Consider the following 17,020-nt stretch of genomic DNA (forward strand, 5'->3'; position numbering starts at 1 on the left):
GTCCGGAGCTCCGGACGAACGCCTTCGCGCGTCCGGCGACCGGTGCAGCCCGGGGCCGGTCGGCGATGCACGGCCCCGGGCGGTACCGGAGGTCTCAGGCGGAGCCGGCGTCCGCGCTCCCGATCAGGCTCTTGGGGCGCAGGTCGGTCCAGTTCCGCTCCACGTAGTCGAGGCTGGCCTGGCGGGTGTCCTCCTGATGGGCCACGGTCCAGCCGCCGGGCACCTCGACGAAGGCGGGCCACAGCGAGTGCTGCCCCTCGTCATTGACGAGCACCAGGTAGGTGCCGTTCTCGTCCTCGAAGGGATTGGTCACCGATACTCCTCGAACTTAGGTAAGGCTACCTTCACTTGCTGGGACCAGCTTACCCGGGCCGCCCCCGGTCGACGCGCGGAACGCCACAACTCCCGGCGCACCGGCCCCTTCCGCTGCCGCCGATGCCGCGGATCGCGCCGCATCGCTGACGTGCCCGCCCGCGCCACCGCCACGAGGGGCGGCCGTCGGACGAGCGGGAGGATCCGGCCCCCGGCCCTCTCCCACGAGGGAGCGATCCGGATCCCGGCACCCGCGAAGGGCGTTGCTCCACGGCCCCTCCGGAGTACCGGGGGGTCCGTCCCGGTGACTACTCCGGGTGTCTCCCGTGGCCCTCAGGGACGACCCAGGACCGGCGCCCAGAGGGATTCGTGGGGCCACCGCCCGCTCGTAGCGTCCTGATCACAGGCGGCGCGCGACGACCGTCCGGACAACGGCCATGGAAAGAGGCGGAACAGTGAGCGGGTGGCACGGGTGACTGAGCGGAACCGGCCGGAGGAGAAGGCGTTCGCCCCCGAATACCAGGGAGCCCTCGGCGCATTGTCGGTGAACTCCTCACTCACGGAGGTGCTGGCGAAGGGGACCGCGGAGCTGCGGGCCGCCGAACGCTCCGGGGACCACGTGGAGATGGCGCGCTGCGGGCTTGCCGTCGGCGAGGCGTACCGGCGGCTGGGGCGGGTGGCGGAGGCGGACGCGGCATGGAAGGCGAGCTACCGTGCGGCACGTTCGGCGCGGGACACGGGGGCGATGGCCTGGGCGCTCTGGAGCGGCGGCACGCTCGCCCGTCAGCGCGGCTCGCTGGCACTGGCCTACCGGCTGCTCGGGCTCGCGGCGGAGATGGGAGAGCGCGGGGGCGCCGTCATGGCGCGCAGCTACTCGCTGGCCGGCCTGGCGGAGACCGGGCGCATCCAGGGCGACTACCCGGCCGTCGCCGCCCTGCACGAGCGGCTGCTCGACGAGGCCAGGGCCCGCGGTGAGGCCCGGCACACGGTGTGGGCGCTGGAGGGCATAGCCCAGATGCACCGGAACACCGGCTCGTACGACAGGGCGCTCGCCCTGTTCGAGGAGGCGGCCGAGACCGCGGGCAGGGCCGATGACAGGCGGGGCCGGGCCTGGGCGCTGCGCGGGATCGCCGACGTGGTGTCCGTGCGCGACGGCGACGCGGAGCGGGCGCTGTCCCTGCTCACGGAGGCCGAGTCGCTCTGCCGCGAGATGCGGCTGTCCAGCGCCCTGGCGTACAACCACAAGATGCGGGCCAACGTGCACTACCGGGCCGGGCAGTACGCCCTGGCCCGTGACACCTACGCGCGGGCCCTCGCGGAGTTCCGGGAGATGGACGAGGCGCGGGGGACCGCGCTGTCGCGGCTGGGGCTCGCCAAGTCGCTGGCCAGGCTCGGGCGGAACCCGGCGCGGACCGCCGTCGAACTGGCCTCGGTCCGCCGGGCCCTGGACCGCATCGGCCTGCGGCACGCACGGGACATGGTCGACCGGGCGGCCGACGAGCTGGGGGTGGGCCCCCTGCCCGACGCCGTAAGCCGTACCGAGGAGCCCAGCGAGGCGGTGGGGTGACGCACCCCCGGGGTGCCGGACCGCCGTGCCCACGGAGGCGCGCCGGGGGCGGGTGACTCGCACCCCGGCGCCCGTCCGGGACGGGCGGGTGGCGATCCGCGACGCCGTACGCCCGGGAGCACGGCCGGGAAGGGGGCCCGGGGCGCCGTGCGCCTACCCCAGGAGGGCCGCGATGACGATCAGGGCCGGGACCGAGGCGACGGTGGACAGCAGAATCGATTCTCTGGCGAGCTGTTCGGCGACCCGGTACTGCGACGCGTAGGTGAAGAGGTTCTGCGCGGCGGGCAGCGCGGAGACCACGACGACGTCGAGGAGGGCCGCGCCGTGCAGATGGAACACGCCCGCTGCCACGCTCCAGGCGATGACGGGCTGGACCACGGTCTTGAGGGTGGCGGACAGGATGATGGCGGGCCGGTTGTCGCCCCGGGCCGGTAGGCCGCTGCCGCGCAGGGAGATGCCGAAGGCCAGGAGGACCGCGGGCACGGACATGTTGCCGATGAGGGTGAGGGGTTCGAGTGCGGGCGCCGGGACGGTCCATCCGGTGGCGGCCACGGTCACGCCTGCCAGCGAGCCGACGGCCATCGGGTTGCGGAGGGGTGTGGTCAGCCGCTGGAGGAGGGGGCGGGGTTCACCGGGGCGGCTCAGGTCGAGGATGGTCAGGGCGAGCGGGGTGACGACGATCTGCTGGAAGAGCAGGACGGGAGCCACGAGTGAGGCGTCCCCCAGCACGTAGACGGCGATCGGGATACCGAGGTTGCCGGCGTTGACGTAGCTGGAGCACAGGGCGCCGATGGTGAGGTGTCCGGCGCTCCAGCCCCGCACGAGTCCCACGACGAGGAAGAGGGCGGCCGCGGCGGCCGTCGCGGCCGCGGTGACCAGGAGCCGCCGGGAGAAGATGACGGACAGGTCCGCCCCCGCCAGGGTGGTGAAGAGCAGGGCGGGGGTGGCCACGTTGAAGGCGAGCCGGGTCAGGACCGTCCGGCCGTCGTCGCCCAGGTGTCCTCGGCGTCCGAGGATGTAGCCGATGCCGATGACCACGGCGATCACCGCGAACCCGGTGATAACTCCCTGCATGGACTTCCTTGCTGGTGGATCGTGTGCGGCCGGCCGGCGAAGGCCGCCTCGTGCCCCCGCCGCCCACAGGGCATGACCCCGTTCCGGGACCGCGAAGGGCTCGGGGCTGCCGCCCGCGACGGGCGGGGCCGATGCCTCGGGGGTCCGGCGGCCGGAGGACACGAGGCGGGAAGGTCCCGGAGGCAGCCCCCCGAACCCCGCCCACCCGGTGCGTCGGCCGGAGCCTGCCCCGCGGTCACCGTGGAGAGGCGTTCTCTCCGCCGGGCGGCGGCGCGGGCACCGACGACCGGTCCGGTTTCGACGGGACCGACTCTCATATTTTATAAGTTGTGCGGTGTTAGGGTGTGTCAGCAGAACGGGCGCTGTCAAGCCCTCCTGATCACGAGAGAAGGAACCGCGGCACGCGATGGCTGGTCCCAATCTTTTCCTGAGCAAGAGCGATCTCGCGTACGCCGAACTCCGAGGCCGGATCCTCTCGGGCAGCCTCCGGGCCGGGTCCCGGATCGCGCAGTCCGAACTGGCCGAGTCGCTCAACATGAGCATCACCCCCCTGCGCGAGGCGATCCGCCGTCTCAGCAGCGAGGGGCTCGTCGATCTCGACACCCACCGTGACGTCCGCGTCTCGCCGATGAGTTCGGAGGAGGCCCGCCAACTCCTCGAGGTCCGGCTGTCCCTGGACCCGACGGCGGCCGAACTCGCCGCCACGCGCCGCACGGCCGAGGACATCGCCGCGATGCGGGCGGCGGTCGAGGACCTGCTGCCCGTCACCCGGCAGTGGGGCGAGGACGCGCTCACCGCACACCGCGCCTTCCACCAGGCCCTGTACCGGGCCTCGCACAACGATGTCCTCATCCGCCTCCTGGACGACCTGTGGGACAAGTCCGACCGCTACCGCCGGCTCGGCCTCGAACTCCCGCCCGGCGACGAACCCCGCACCCGCGACCTGGAAGAACACCGCCGTCTGGTCGAGTTCGTCGTGGACGGCCGGGCGTCCGAGGCGGCACGGCTCATGCGCGGCCACATCGCGCACAGCCTCACCACCACGGCCATCAGCGTCCTGGAGCACCGCGAGAGCGGGCAGGACGGCTGAGCACGAGCACGGTCACGCCCTGGATCCGCCGGGCGCCGGGTACCGCGCCTCACACCCGTCGGGCCGGCACCGTACGTCCGGACCGGCACCGTACGTCATGGCCTGCGCCGTACCTCCGGACCTGCGCCGTATCTCCGGTCCGGCGCCGTATCTCCGGACCGGCACCGTACGTCCGGGCCTGCGGGTGCTCGCGTCGCCCGGGGGTGCGACGTGACGCGCGACCTGGCGGACGCGTTCCTTCCGCCGCCGGTCACCGGCCTTCCACTGGACGTGCATTCCGACGCGTGCCCCCTGGTCCCGCGGCCACGAAGCGGGACGGCGGCATGCCGAAGGCCCGGGTGAAGGCGGCGGTGAACGCCGCGGGAGAGGCGTAGCCGAGCCGGCCGCCGACCTCGCTGACCGATGCGCCGCGCAGCAACGGGAGGGCTGCGAGGAGTCGGGCGCGGGCCCGCCAGGCGGCCGGGCTGTCCCCGGTCTCCGCGCGGAAGCGCCGGGTGAAGGCACGCTCGCTCATGACCGTTCCGGCGGCCCAGTCCGCGTTGGTGACGGCGGCGTCCGGGGCGGCGAGGTAGGCGCGGCACAGCCGCGCGAGAGCGGCGGAGGCGGGAATCCCCACGTGGAACGGGAGCGGGGCGCGCTCGGAGATCTCGTACAGCAGGAGCGCGGCGATGCTTCCCTGCCGCCCGGAGAGGCTGTAGTCGGCCGTGAACTCCACTGCGGCCAGCAGTAGTTCACGCAGCAACGGCGGAACGTCGACCACCGTGCAGGTGGCCGGCCACCAGGGGACGGCGTCCGGCTCGACGTAGAGGCTCCGGGTGCTCACCCCCAGCATGCGGACCCGGTGCCGGGTGGCGGCCGGAATGAGCACGGCGCGCTCGGGCGGGACGGTCCAGGTCCCGTCGGCGGTGTCCACGACCATGATCCCGGTGGCGCCGTAGAGGAACTGCGCGCGCCGGTGCTCGTGCCAGTCCAGCACGTGGCCGGGCGGATAGTCGGTGCCGATCGGCAGGACGACCCGGTCGACGTGGTCGACATCGGCGAGCGGCACGTTCCTCACGCCTCGATCCTAGGCCGTCCCCGCGACCGCGAACCCGCACCGCACACCGGAAGCCCCGCGACCCTGAACCCGCGCCGCACACCGGAAGCCCCGGCACGGCGAACCAGCGCCGCGCGTCGGGAGGCCCGGCACGGCGAACGCACGCGACACGCCGGAATCCCGGGACCGCGAACCCGCGCCGCACACCGGAAGCCCCGGCACGGCGAACCAGCGCCGCGCGTCGGGAGGCCCAGCACGGCCCCGTTCACCCTGTGCGCCCGGGAGGCCCGGCACCGCGCTCTCACCCCGTGTAGGGGGCAAGGCCCCGCACGCGGAGGCGCGCCGTACGCCCCGGGTCCGTGGCCCACGCTGTGCGGCGCGTGTGATCGCCGGTGAGGTACCGGCCCCACACCACCGGCGAGGCACCGGCCCACATCCGGTACGCCCGCCGGACGCGGCGTCGCCGCACACCCGTGTGCGGCGCGTGCGGGCCCCTGACGGCACACGGTGGCCGGGACGCGAAAGAAGTGTGCCGACCATCGCATGCGAGCAGCTGCCTGGAGCTGATGGGGTGGGATCCATGGACGTGGTGATGCTGGTCGTGGTCGGGCTCCTCACCGGAGTGACGACGGTGCTGTTCGGGTTCGGCGGCGGGTTCGTGGCGGTGCCGGTCGTGGTGTGGGCCGACGCCGCACTCGGTGATGACGCGATGCGGGTGGCGACGGCGACCTCGGCCCTCGTGATGGTGGTGAACGCGGGGTTCGCGACAGCCGTGACACCGCGCCGGGTGCTCGTCGCCCTCAGCGGCAGCGGGCCGCTGCTGCTCCTGCTGGCGGCCGGCGCCTCGGCCGGCGCGGTCGCCGCGCGCTTCGCGCCCGCCGGACCGGTCCGCTGGGCGTTCGTCGGCTACGTCGTGCTCACGCTCGCCGACGTGCTCCTGCGCCCCGGCTTCCTGCGTACCGGCGGGCCCGTACGGGGGGACGCGGAGGCGCCGCGCGCCCTGCCCGCCTTCCTCGGCGCACCGGTCGGCGCCGTGGCGGCCTTCCTCGGCGTGGGCGGCAGCGTCATGACCGTGCCCGCGATGCGGCGGGCCGGACACACCATGGGGGTGGCGACCGCGTTGGCCAACCCGCTCACCCTGGCCATAGCGCTCCCGGCCACCGTGGTGTCCCTGGCCGCCGCCACGGTCCCCTCCGACGCTCGGGCGCACCTCGTCGGCCTCGTCGACCTGCGGGCCGCGGCGGCCCTGCTCCTGGGGGCCCTGCCGGTGATCGCCGTACTGCGCCGCCGCCCGCCCCGGATCCCCGACCGCGCGCACGCCTGGGCGTACGCCGGGCTGCTGGCCGTCGTCACCGCGGTGATGCTGCGGCCTGTCTGACGGCCGGCGCTACCCGGTGGCCGCCCGCCCGTGGACGCGTCAGCCGGCCCCCGGTCCCTCCGTGCTCTCCCGCAGGACGAGGCGGTGGGCCACGACGCGGTCCTGCGGCGACTGGATGCCGGTGCCCCCGGGTGCGGACTCCTGCGGACCGCGCGCGGCCTCCTCGATGCGCCGGTGCAGGAGCTGGACGGCGACCCTGGCCACCGCGGCCTTGTCGGGTGAGACGGTACTCAGCGTCGGCACGCTGAACCGGCCCCCCTCCACATCGTCGAAGCCGACCACCGCGACGTCCTCGGGCACGCGCAGGCCGTGTTCGTGCAGGGCCCGCAGCGCACCGAGGGCGAGCTGGTCGTTGAGGCACAGCAGCGCGTCGGGCCGGGCTCCGGCGCCCAGGGCCCGGGCCACCGCGCGTGCGCCGTCCGGCATCCTGAAGTCGGCCACCGGGAGCAGCGCCTCCGGGCGGTGGGCGATGCCCGCCCCGGCCAGGGCCGCGAGGTAACCGCGGGTGCGGGCCTCCGCGGTCCCGAGGCCCGGTGCCTCGATGCCGCCGACCGCGAGGACGGTCCGGCGCCCGAGACGGATGAGGTGCTCCGTCGCCTCGCGCGCGGCCCTCTCGTTGTCGATGGCCACATGGTCGGCGCCCTCCTCGAGCAACTCCCCGAGCAGCACCGTCGGCGGGGCACCCGCACGGTCCCTGACGTCGTCCGCGGTGAGGGCGAGCGGGCTGAGGATGATCCCGTCGACGAAGTCCGAGCCGAAACCGGCCAGCGCGGCCAGCTCGTGCTCACGGTCCGCACCGCTCTGGTGGATGAGCACCGTGAGGGAGAGCCGCTCGGCCTCGCGGATGACGTGCCGGGCGAGTTCGGCGAAGTACGGCACGTCCAGCTCGGGCACCACGAGGGCGATGATGCCCGTGCGGCCCTTGCGCAGGTGCCGCCCGGCCAGATTCACCCGGTACCCGAGGTGGTCGATCGCCTCGCGGACCACACGGCGGGTCCGGTCGGAGACATGGACGTAGTCGTTGATCACGTTGGAGACCGTCTTCTCCGACACCCCCGCGTGCCGTGCGACGTCCTTGATCCTGGGCCGTGCCACGGCCGACCTCCCTGCCCTCGCGCGCTGCCGAGTCTATGTCCCGGCCCGAGGACGGTGTACGGAGGCCGCCCTGTCCCTCCGGGGCGCGCGCTCGGCCCTCCCCGGAGCACCCCCGACCTCCTCGGCCTCGGCGCGGGACCGTCTCGCAGCCGTACGGTCCGAACTCTTTACAGCGAATGTACATCGATGTAAAAAAAGGTGGCCGCACTGTTTCAGCCAGTGCGGCCCACCCACCTGCCGTGTGCGGCGGACCCGCCCGTGCCGGGGGTCCACCGCCGATCCGGCATGAGCGTCCGGCCGTCGAAAGGTCCGCGATGAGTTCTTCGTCCCACCCCCGCCAGGTGCCGGTCACGCCCGGCCCCGGCCCGGCTCCCGGTCTCGGGCGCCGCCGGCTGCTGCGCTACGGAGCGGCCGGTGCGAGCGCGCTGCTCGCCACGGGCGCCCTGTCCGGCTGCTCCTCGCGTGCCTCCGCCTCCGACGCTACGGCTCTGAACGTATGGGACCTGTTCCAGGGCGGTGACGGCATGCTGATGGACGACATGATCCGGGCTGTCTCCAAGGGGCCGGACGGCTTCGAGGTCGATCGCACGATCCTGGACTGGGGGCCGTCCTACTACACGAAGCTCGCCATGTCGGCGGCCGGCGGACGGGCCTCCGACGTGGCGGTCCTGCATCTCTCCCGGCTGGCCGGCTACGCCCCCGGGGGGCTGCTGGACCCGTTCGACCTCGATGTGCTCGCCGAGTTCGGCGTCACGGAGAAGGACTTCACCCCGGCGGTCTGGGCCCGCACGAAGCATCAGGGGGGCGTCTACGCCATTCCCCTGGACGTCCACCCCTTCATCGTGTTCTACGACCGGGACGCCGCGGACCGGGCCGGGCTCCTGGACGCGAACGGCGAACTCGCCCCCATGGGTTCCCCGAAGGCGATGCTGGAGGCGGGCAAGGCGCTGGCCGAGGTGACGGGCAAGTCCGGCATCCTCTTCGGCCATGTCACCGACACCGCGCAGAGCTGGCGGCAGTTCGCCGCCCTCTACGCGCAGACCGGTGCGGCCTTCACCCTGCCGGACGGCGGCACGGCGCAGATCGACACCGACGCCGCCGTGCAGGTCGTGTCGTTCATGCAGCAGCTCTTCGACGGCCGGACGAACCCCAACAACCTCGACTACAACAGCGCGCTGGCCGGGTTCCTGGGCGGTCGCGGGGGTATGGCCATGCTCGGCGAATGGGAGCTTCCGGTGCTCCGGAAGTCCGGCATCGCACTCGGAGCCGCCCCCTTCCCCCAGGTCTTCGGGCGCCCCGCCGTCTACACCGACTCCCACAGCTTCGTCCTGCCGCACCAGAGCAACCCCGACCCGGCCCGCCGCCGGCAGGCGCACCGTTACGTCGCGCAGATCCTCAAGCAGAGCCTGACCTGGGCGAGCGCCGGGCACATCCCCGCCTACCAGCCGGTGCTGGCCGAGCCGGCGTACGCGGCGCTGGACCCGCAGTCCTCGTACGCCGACGCCGGGAAGGTGGCGGTCCTCGACCCGCCGAACTGGTTCGCCGGCGCGGCCTCGAACTTCCAGAACCGCATGTGCCAGCCGCTCCAGTCGGCGCTGCTGGGCAACACCACCGCCGAGAAGGCGGTACGGCAGATGGTCCGTGAGGCGAACACGCTGCTGCGGCAGCCCAACCCGGTGGCCTGACCGAGCAGAAGGAGTAACCGACGTGACCACCACCACGCCCATCGGGGCCCCCGCCCCGACCGGCGAACCACCTGCCGCCCCGGCCCCCCGGCGCGGGGCCGGCCGCCGAGGACCCGGACCGCTCTTCGTCCTGCCCTTCGTCGTGCCCTTCGTCCTGTTCCTCGTGTGGCCCGTGGTCCAGGGCCTCTGGATGAGCTTCACCGACAGCTCGCTCGCGCTGCGTGCCACGTCCTTCGTCGGTCTCGACAACTACGCCGAGGCCTTCGGTGACCCGGATGTCTGGAGCAGCCTCGGCAACACGGTCTTCTTCACCGCGGCCTCCAGCGTCCCCCTGGTGCTGATAGCACTCGCCATGGCGCTCCTGGTGCACACCGGGCTGGCCGGGCAGTGGGCTTGGCGGCTGTCCTTCTTCGTGCCCTACCTGCTGCCGGTCACCGTGGTGACCCTGATCTGGACCTGGCTCTACCAGCCGGACGTCGGCCTGGGCAACGAACTGCTCGGCGCGCTCGGCCTCGAACCGGTCGGCTGGCTGTCCGACGAGGCCGTCGCCATGTGGTCGGTCGCCGCGCTCACGGTCTGGTGGACGGTCGGCTTCAACTTCCTGCTCTACCTGGCCGCCCTCCAGTCCCTGCCGACGGTCTTCGACGAGGCTGCCGCCCTCGACGGCGCGGGTGCCTGGCGCCGTCTGTGGTCCGTCACCCTGCCGCAGCTGCGCCGGACCACCGTCCTGGTCGCCATGCTCCAGGTCCTCGCGTCGCTGAAGGTGTTCGACCAGATCTACATCCTCACCAAGGGCGGCCCCAACGGTTCGACCCGGCCCCTCCTCGAATACGTCTACGACGTCGGGTTCACGGGGTACCGGCTGGGCTACGCCTCCGCCGTCTCCTACGTCTTCTTCGCCCTCGTCATCCTCGTCTCCCTCGCACAGCTCCGCCTCTTCCGCCAGGAGGACTGACCGATGTCCACCACCACTCCCCCCGTCGCGCGGCCGCGGCGCCGCCCGTCACGGGAACAGGCCGGCTCCCCGATGCTCCTCGGCCACGGCCGGCTGCCGCGCGTCCTGGCCGGCACGGCGCTCGCGGTGCTGGCGGCCGTCTGGCTGGTGCCGTTCCTCTGGGCGGTGGCCACCTCACTCCAGAGCGAGCAGGACGTGGCCAAGCCGGGGCTGTCACCCTTCAAGGGCGCCTTCACCCTGGACGCGTACCAGCAGATACTCGACCGCGGGAACGTCACGGTCTGGGCGGCGAACAGCTTCCTCGTGGCGGGGCTCGTCACGCTGATCACCGTCGTGATCTCCACACTGGCGGCCTACGGCTTCTCCCGGGGCACGTTCCGCGGCCGGCGCGCCCTGCTCGCCGTCACCGTGACCGCCGTCATGGTCCCGCCGCAGCTCCTCATCGTGCCGCTGTTCGAGCAGATGCTGATGTTCAACCTGGTGGACACCTACGCGGCGATGATCCTGCCCCAGGTGGTCGCGCCCATGATGGTGTTCATCCTCAAGAGGTTCTTCGACGGCGTGCCCAGGGAACTGGAGGACGCCGCCCGGCTCGACGGGGCCTCCGAACTCCGGGTCTTCCTCTCGGTCGTGCTCCCGCTGTCGCGGCCGATCGTGGCAGCCGTGTCGATCTTCGTGTTCATCGGCGCGTGGAACAACTTCATGTGGCCGTTCATCGTCACCAACGACCCCGGCCTGATGACGCTCCCCGTGGGACTGGCCACCGTCAAGGACGCCTTCGGCATCCAGTACGCCCAGGCCATGGCCTCGGCACTGCTCGCGGCGCTGCCGCTGGTCGTGGTGTTCCTCCTGTTCCAGCGGCGCATCGTCAGCTCGGTGGCCACCACCGGCCTCGGCGGTGCCTGACCGCCCCTCCTCCGTCCCTCCGTACCACCCGGGGCCGGCCGCCCGACGCCGGTCCGACGACTCACTGGAGCATGTGTGCCCACTCACTCCGTCCCTCGCCCGGAGTACCCGCGACCGCAGTTCGTCCGTCGCGACTGGCTCAACCTGAACGGCCTCTGGCAGTTCGAGACCGACCGGGGGGACAGCGGTCTCGAACGCGGTCTCCTCACCCGTGACCTGGACGGGCAGATCCTGGTCCCCTTTCCTCCCGAGTCCGAGCTGTCCGGAATCGGCGACACCGACTTCCTGGAAGCCGTCTGGTACCGCCGCGTCCTGACGGTGCCGGCCGACTGGGCCGGGCGCCGGGTCCTGCTGCACTTCGGGGCCGTCGACCACGACACCACCGTCTGGGCGAACGGCACCGAGGTGGCGCGCCATCGCGGTGGTTTCACCCCGTTCACCGCCGACCTCGGTGACATCGCGGGCTCCGGTGAGGACGTCGTCGTCACCGTCCGGGCCCGTGACACCCGTTCGGGCCCGCAGGCCCGCGGCAAGCAGGCCGTGAAGTACGCCAACCACGACTGCAACTACACGCGTGTCACCGGCATCTGGCAGACCGTCTGGCTGGAGCCGGTCCACGAGTCGCACCTGAGGCGTCCGCGGATCACCCCGGACCTGGCCGGCTCGGCCTTCCACCTGGAACTGCCGCTCTCCTCGAACCTGCCGGGCCACCGGGTGCGTGCCGTGCTGAGCGACGGGGACGGAGAGGTGTCCCGGGCCGAGGCCCGCGCCGACCTCGACCTCGCGCCCCGTCTCCACCTTCCGGTGCCGGCGGACAGGAGCCGCGAGTGGGGCCCCGAGGACCCGCACCTGTACGGCCTGCGGATCGAACTCCTCGACGGGCAGGGGGTGGTGCTCGACACGGTGGAGAGCTACGCCGGGCTGCGCGCCGTCGGTCTGCGGGGCAAGGCGGTCACTCTCAACGGGCGCCCCGTCTTCCAGCGCCTCGTCCTCGACCAGGGCTGGTACCCGGACGGGCTGATGACCGCGCCCACCGACGAGGCGCTCGTCCGCGACATCGAGCTCGCCATGGAGGCGGGCTTCAACGGGGCCCGGCTCCACCAGAAGGTCTTCGAGGAGCGCTTCCTCTACCACGCGGACCGCCTCGGCTACCTGGTCTGGGGCGAGTTCGGCGACTGGGGCTGCGAGACGGGCGGGTCCTCGGGCGACAACCAGCAGCCCGACGCCTCCTACGTCGGCCAGTGGCTCGAAGCCGTGGAGCGCGACTACTCGCACCCCTCGATCGTCGGCTGGTGCCCCCTCAACGAGACGTACCAGAAGCTGCACGACCGCATCACCGCCCTCGACGACGTCACGCGGGCCATGTTCCTGGCCACCAAGGCCCTGGACACCACACGCCCCGTGATCGACGCGTCCGGCTACGCCCACCGGGTCGCGGAGACCGACATCTACGACGCGCACAGCTACGAGCAGGACCCGGAGGCCTTCCGCCGGCAGATGTCCGGCCTGGCGAAGGGCGAGCCGTTCGTCAACGCCTACGAGAACGGGGCCGCCTACTCGCAGCCCTACCGGGGGCAGCCGTACTTCGTGAGCGAGTTCGGCGGCATCTGGTGGGACCCGGAGGCCGCGGCCGCGGAGTCGGGTGAGGACCGCAACGCCTCCTGGGGTTACGGCGAGCGGGTCCGCAACGAGGAGGAGTTCCACGCGCGCTTCAGCGGCCTCACCGGTGTGCTGCTCCAGGACCCCGACATGTTCGGCTACTGCTACACACAGCTGACGGACGTCTTCCAGGAGCAGAACGGCATCTACCGCTTCGACCGCGGCACCAAGCTCGACGTGGAACGCGTCCGCGCGGCGCAGTCGCGGACGGCCGCCATCGAGGAGCGGGACGGCAGCTGACGCCCCAGGACGACGAGCGCCGCCCCGGGGCCCGGGGCGGCGCTCCCCTGCGGAGGCCCGCTCGGCGCGCGCCTTCCCCGGCAGGTGGGTACGAACGCCGCGTCCGGCTCCGGTCCCGCGCCGCGATCCGCCCGTGCGGCCGGTCGCCGCGCGGCACACGGGATGCCGCCCGCCGGAGACGAGGCGGGCGGCTCATACACGGATCCTCTGCCGCGGGTTTCCCGGCGTTCCCGCGCTCAGCGCGCGAGCCGGCCCATCAGCGCCGAGGCGCAGACGATGCCCACGACCGCCGCCAGACACAGCACACCGAAGTCCAGGGGCAGGTGCGCCGGGGTTCCGATCAGCAGACCGCGAAGGGCGTCGACCTCGTAGCTCAGCGGGTTGGCGCGGCTCACCGCCTGGAGCCAGCCCGGCATCAGGGCCACCGGGTAGAGCGCGTTGGACGCGAAGAACAGCGGCATGGTGATCGCCTGTCCGATACCCATCAGCCGGTCCCGGGTGAGCACGATGCCCGCGATGCTCATCGACAGGCAGGCGAAGAACGCCGATCCCAGGACGACCACCACGACGACCCCGGCCAGCCGCAGCGGGTTCCAGGTGAGCGCCACACCCAGAGCGGCGGCGATCAGGACGACCACCACGGCCTGGATCACCGCTTTGACCCCGGCGGCGAAGGCCTTGCCGGTGACCAGCGCGGCACGTGGGGTGGGGGTGACGAGGAGTTTGTTCAGGACCCCCGCGTCCCGCTCCCAGATGATCTGGATGCCGTAGAAGATGGCGATGAACATGGCGGACTGGGCGATGATCCCCGGCGCGAGAAAGTCGAGATAGGGCAGCTTCCCGGTGGGGATCGCATGGAGCCGGGTGAAGGTCTCACCGAAGATCAGCAGCCAGAGCGCGGGCTGGATCGCCCTGGTGTACAGCTCGGTACGGTCGTGGCGGAGTTTCTGGAGTTCCACCGCGCACATGGCGGCCACCCGCGCGGGCAGTACGGCCCAGCCGGTGCGCGCCCGCGAGGGCTCGATCGGCAGCGGGTCCGGTTCAGCCGAGGCGCGACGCCGTACGGCGGGTGCTGCGCACATCACGGAATTCGCCTCCTGCGTGATCGTCGTCGAGGCCGCTGCCCGCGTAGTGGCGGAAGACGTCCTCCAGCGTGGCCGCGCGGTCGGTGCCGGCCGGCCGGTCCAGGCCGGAGGTCAGACTGTCCGGGGTGCCGAGCGCGCGGATCGTCCCCTGGTGCATCAGGGCGAGACGGTCGCAGTACTGGGCGGCCTCGTCCATGTAGTGGGTGGTGACCAGGACGGTCATCCCGGTCGCGGCGCGGACCTCGTTCAGCCGCTCCCATACGCTGGTGCGGGCGATCGGGTCGAGACCGATGGTCGGCTCGTCCAGGATCAGCAACCGGGGCGCGCTGACCAGGGCCTGCGCGAGTTCGAGCCGGCGGATCATGCCGCCGGAGTACGTCCCCGCCATCCGGTCGGCGGCCTCGCCGAGACCGACCGCGTCCAGCGCCTGCGTCACTCTCGGGGCGCGCTTCCGGCGTGGCACGTCGTAGACGCGTGCGAAGAGGGTGACGTTCTCACGTCCGGTGAGGGCCGCGTCCGCGGAGAGCTGCTGGGGGACGTAGCCGAGCAGTCGCCGGACCCTCATCTTCTCCCTGGTGACGTCGTGGCCGAAGACCCGGACCGCCCCGGACGCGACGGGAAGGAGGGTGGTGATCACCCTGATGGTGGTGGTCTTCCCCGCTCCGTTGGGTCCGAGCAGGCCGAAGACCTCACCCGCGGTGACCGAGAAGTCCACACCGTCCACCGCGCGGGTGGCGCCGAAGCGGTAGACCAGTCCGGTGCAGTCGATGGCGTTGCGGGTCATGGCCGGATCACCTCCGGGTGTGCGATTCCTCGTGGAGCAGGGCGGCGAGCGCCCGGAGCGCGGGCAACGCCGTTGCCAGGGCTGCGCGGTCCTGTGCGGACAGCCGCTTCCACTGCTCGCGGTAGAGGGCGGCCCTGCGGTCGTCCCATTCCCGCAGCCGCCGGCCGGCCTCGGGTGTGACACGCAGCAGCGCGGCGCGGCGGTCCTGCGGATCGGGGACCCGGGACAGCAGTCCCCTGCCGGTGAGCTGGCGGACCAGGGTGGACACCGAGTTGCCGGCGAGGCGGAGTTCGGCCGCCGCCGACGACACCCGGATGCCCGGGTTCGACTGGACCAGCCGCAGCAGTTCGGCCTGGGCCACCGGCAGGGGCGGGCCGGTCAGACCACCGCGCAGGCTACGGCGGGCCAGCCGGTTGACACCGACCAGTGCCTCGCCCAGCTCCTTCGCGAGATCCTTGTCCGACATGTCTCCCATATTACCTCTTATGCAGAGGTAACCAGGGGCCCGCCGAGCCCGGACGCAGGGCCGTCCGGCCGGCCCGGACGCCGCCGGGTCGCGGGTGAGCGGCGGCGTTACGGTGGAGGGAAGGGTGATCGCGGATGTCCGGCTCCCGGTTGCGGTCCCACCGCGTGGCGGCGTGCGCAGCCTCGGGAATGCCGGGCACGCGAGAGCCGTACGCCGAGGAGGTGCGGCCGCGATGGATTCGGAACGCGCCGAGCGCATGGTGTCGGCACTCCGTGAACGCAGGGTGATGGCCCACGTCGTCCAGGCAGGTGTCTACGAGTTCGGCATACGTGTCGTCCTGGGCGAGGGGATCGAGGCGCTGTGGGACGTCGACGGAGCCGCCGGACTCGACGCGGAGATCGTCGGGGAGGGAGTCCTGATCGGTTTCGTCCCGCATGTGCCCGGTTCCGAGGAGTTCACCGAGCAGCAGTTGGTGGACACCATCGCGCGGACCGTCTACTCCCCCGAAGGGCTCCGCCCGCCGACGGACGCACCCCTCGCGCACGAGGGCGGTGCGCGCGCACCGAATCCCTCCGCCCCGCGCCCCGCGAACCCGCCGGCCCCGGTGGCCCGGTACCAGCGCCGCGCGCACTGGATCCGGCGGCACCGGAAGTAGACCTGCCCCGCCCCCGTTGCCGTTCCCGCTCTCGCTCTCATTCTCGTTCTCGTTCTCGTTCTCGTTCGAACAGGGGCGGGGAGGTGTGTCAGTGAGCGCGGACGTTCTCCGGCCCGACACCTTTGCTCCTGACCGGAGTTCCGTCCGGGGCGAACACGTGGCGGAAGGAGAAGGCGTGCGGCACGGGGCCGTGGTCGCGGAGGTGTTCCAGCCTGGAGACCCCGTCCCGCCAGGTGGGTATCAGGTCGTCGAGGACCCACCAGCACACGTGGCTCGGGTGTCCTGACCGCTCGAACCAGTCGTGACGCCGGTTCAGCGCCTCGCGGTGCAGACCGGTGTAGACGGCGTCGAACGCGGAGCCCGGATCGGTCCAGAGCGAGAGGGTCGCGGCCAGGGCGGTGCTGTCCGCCGTACGGCCTTTGCCGTACCAGTCCGGTACGGCGAACTCTCCCCACGCACCCCAGTCCGCCTCGAAGAGCACACCCTGGTCGCCGTCCGCCGCTTCGGCACGCGCGAGGTATCCGGGGTGCTGGCTGATCTTCCGGTAGACGGACCCACCGATGTCGTAGAACTCGCGCGTGAGAGGTGCGGTATCGGCGAGAGGTGACTTCAGGACGCCGAATGTGTACAGAGCAAGATGAGGCACGTGTCTCTCCCTGGTCGGGGCTGCCTGGCAGTTCGGTGGCTCACCCACGGGGGCTCGGGGGCGGGGGCCCGTCCCGTCGTGAGGGGGTCCGGCGTGGGGGAACCCCCGTGTGACCGTGGACGGCCACCGGAGGCGAGGCAAAGGTAACCGGCTCTGCGAGCCATGTCGACGTTGCGGATTCCCCGCCGAAGTGGCTTCGCGCACGGGTTCATGTGCGCGCCGGGACGGTTGCACCGCGTGCTGCCCCGGGAGTCCGGACCGGCACGGCGCATTCCGGAGCGGTATCGACACCCGCGCTCCCATGGGTGTGCCGCGCCACCGGGGGTGTCGCCGACGCCGACCGGGCCGGATGACGGTGCGGCCGGGTTCACCGCCGGAGTGCGGTTG

The 17,020-nt window shown here is 72.4% G+C and carries 16 protein-coding genes; 8 read left to right on the top strand and 8 right to left on the bottom strand.

Annotated features, from left to right (window positions below):
• Positions 1 to 94 precede the first annotated feature (94 nt).
• Positions 95 to 313: an MbtH family protein gene (locus tag ACFVS9_RS22910; RefSeq protein ID WP_389934936.1), complete on the bottom strand. Its 219-nt coding sequence runs from the start codon at positions 311 to 313 to the stop codon at positions 95 to 97.
• Between the two features lie 462 nt (positions 314 to 775).
• Between ACFVS9_RS22910 and ACFVS9_RS22915 the strand changes: the two genes are divergently transcribed.
• Entirely contained in the window at positions 776 to 1,879 is a 1,104-nt protein-coding gene (locus ACFVS9_RS22915; RefSeq protein WP_389934939.1) for a tetratricopeptide repeat protein, read from the top strand.
• 153 nt (positions 1,880 to 2,032) lie between these two features.
• Here ACFVS9_RS22915 and ACFVS9_RS22920 read toward each other — a convergent pair whose 3' ends face one another.
• Positions 2,033 to 2,953, bottom strand: coding sequence for an AEC family transporter (locus tag ACFVS9_RS22920; RefSeq protein ID WP_389934941.1), 921 nt, complete (start codon positions 2,951 to 2,953; stop codon positions 2,033 to 2,035).
• A 406-nt stretch (positions 2,954 to 3,359) separates the two neighbouring features.
• On the opposite strand from ACFVS9_RS22920, the gene ACFVS9_RS22925 reads away from it, so the two are divergent.
• Positions 3,360 to 4,043 carry a GntR family transcriptional regulator gene (locus ACFVS9_RS22925; protein ID WP_383115649.1) on the top strand — a complete coding sequence of 228 codons (684 nt, stop codon included), beginning with the start codon at positions 3,360 to 3,362 and terminating at the stop codon, positions 4,041 to 4,043.
• Between the two features lie 250 nt (positions 4,044 to 4,293).
• Here the strand turns inward: ACFVS9_RS22925 and ACFVS9_RS22930 are convergent, their stop codons facing one another.
• Positions 4,294 to 5,100, bottom strand: a complete 807-nt coding sequence (locus ACFVS9_RS22930) for a helix-turn-helix domain-containing protein (protein WP_383115650.1) — start codon at positions 5,098 to 5,100, stop codon at positions 4,294 to 4,296.
• A gap of 559 nt (positions 5,101 to 5,659) precedes the next feature.
• Here ACFVS9_RS22930 and ACFVS9_RS22935 point away from each other — a divergent pair.
• On the top strand, positions 5,660 to 6,457 hold the full coding sequence (locus tag ACFVS9_RS22935) for a TSUP family transporter (protein ID WP_389935096.1): 798 nt from the start codon (positions 5,660 to 5,662) through the stop codon (positions 6,455 to 6,457).
• 39 nt (positions 6,458 to 6,496) lie between these two features.
• On the opposite strand, the gene ACFVS9_RS22940 is transcribed toward ACFVS9_RS22935, so the two are convergent.
• On the bottom strand, positions 6,497 to 7,552 hold the full coding sequence (locus ACFVS9_RS22940) for a LacI family DNA-binding transcriptional regulator (RefSeq protein WP_389934945.1): 1,056 nt from the start codon (positions 7,550 to 7,552) through the stop codon (positions 6,497 to 6,499).
• A 314-nt stretch (positions 7,553 to 7,866) separates the two neighbouring features.
• On the opposite strand from ACFVS9_RS22940, the gene ACFVS9_RS22945 reads away from it, so the two are divergent.
• The 4 genes from ACFVS9_RS22945 (at position 7,867) to ACFVS9_RS22960 (ending at position 12,997) form a co-directional block, all read left to right on the top strand.
• Complete coding sequence (locus ACFVS9_RS22945) at positions 7,867 to 9,237, top strand: extracellular solute-binding protein (protein WP_389934948.1); 1,371 nt, start codon at positions 7,867 to 7,869, stop codon at positions 9,235 to 9,237.
• 22 nt (positions 9,238 to 9,259) lie between these two features.
• Complete coding sequence (locus tag ACFVS9_RS22950; protein WP_383115654.1) at positions 9,260 to 10,192, top strand: carbohydrate ABC transporter permease; 933 nt, start codon at positions 9,260 to 9,262, stop codon at positions 10,190 to 10,192.
• A gap of 3 nt (positions 10,193 to 10,195) precedes the next feature.
• On the top strand, positions 10,196 to 11,098 hold the full coding sequence (locus ACFVS9_RS22955; RefSeq protein WP_383115655.1) for a carbohydrate ABC transporter permease: 903 nt from the start codon (positions 10,196 to 10,198) through the stop codon (positions 11,096 to 11,098).
• A gap of 75 nt (positions 11,099 to 11,173) precedes the next feature.
• Complete coding sequence (locus ACFVS9_RS22960; RefSeq protein WP_383115656.1) at positions 11,174 to 12,997, top strand: glycoside hydrolase family 2 protein; 1,824 nt, start codon at positions 11,174 to 11,176, stop codon at positions 12,995 to 12,997.
• 236 nt (positions 12,998 to 13,233) lie between these two features.
• Here ACFVS9_RS22960 and ACFVS9_RS22965 read toward each other — a convergent pair whose 3' ends face one another.
• From ACFVS9_RS22965 to ACFVS9_RS22975, 3 genes are read right to left on the bottom strand one after another with little or no spacing between them, the layout of a single operon-like run.
• Positions 13,234 to 14,079 carry an ABC transporter permease gene (locus ACFVS9_RS22965; RefSeq protein WP_383115657.1) on the bottom strand — a complete coding sequence of 282 codons (846 nt, stop codon included), beginning with the start codon at positions 14,077 to 14,079 and terminating at the stop codon, positions 13,234 to 13,236.
• Positions 14,039 to 14,866, bottom strand: coding sequence for an ABC transporter ATP-binding protein (locus ACFVS9_RS22970; RefSeq protein WP_383115658.1), 828 nt, complete (start codon positions 14,864 to 14,866; stop codon positions 14,039 to 14,041). The genes ACFVS9_RS22965 and ACFVS9_RS22970 overlap by 41 nt, the downstream gene beginning before the upstream one ends.
• 7 nt (positions 14,867 to 14,873) lie before the next feature.
• Positions 14,874 to 15,332, bottom strand: a complete 459-nt coding sequence (locus ACFVS9_RS22975; RefSeq protein ID WP_389934954.1) for a MarR family winged helix-turn-helix transcriptional regulator — start codon at positions 15,330 to 15,332, stop codon at positions 14,874 to 14,876.
• A gap of 232 nt (positions 15,333 to 15,564) precedes the next feature.
• On the opposite strand from ACFVS9_RS22975, the gene ACFVS9_RS22980 reads away from it, so the two are divergent.
• Positions 15,565 to 15,987: a hypothetical protein gene (locus tag ACFVS9_RS22980; protein WP_383115660.1), complete on the top strand. Its 423-nt coding sequence runs from the start codon at positions 15,565 to 15,567 to the stop codon at positions 15,985 to 15,987.
• Positions 15,988 to 16,075: 88 nt separating this feature from the next.
• Here ACFVS9_RS22980 and ACFVS9_RS22985 read toward each other — a convergent pair whose 3' ends face one another.
• A complete protein-coding gene (locus ACFVS9_RS22985; protein WP_389934957.1) occupies positions 16,076 to 16,633 on the bottom strand; it encodes a DUF3291 domain-containing protein in 558 nt (185 codons plus the stop codon).
• Positions 16,634 to 17,020: the final 387 nt, after the last annotated feature.

Origin of the sequence: Streptomyces sp. NPDC058008 (assembly GCF_042886395.1) — a bacterium.
In the GTDB taxonomy this organism is placed as follows: domain Bacteria; phylum Actinomycetota; class Actinomycetes; order Streptomycetales; family Streptomycetaceae; genus Streptomyces.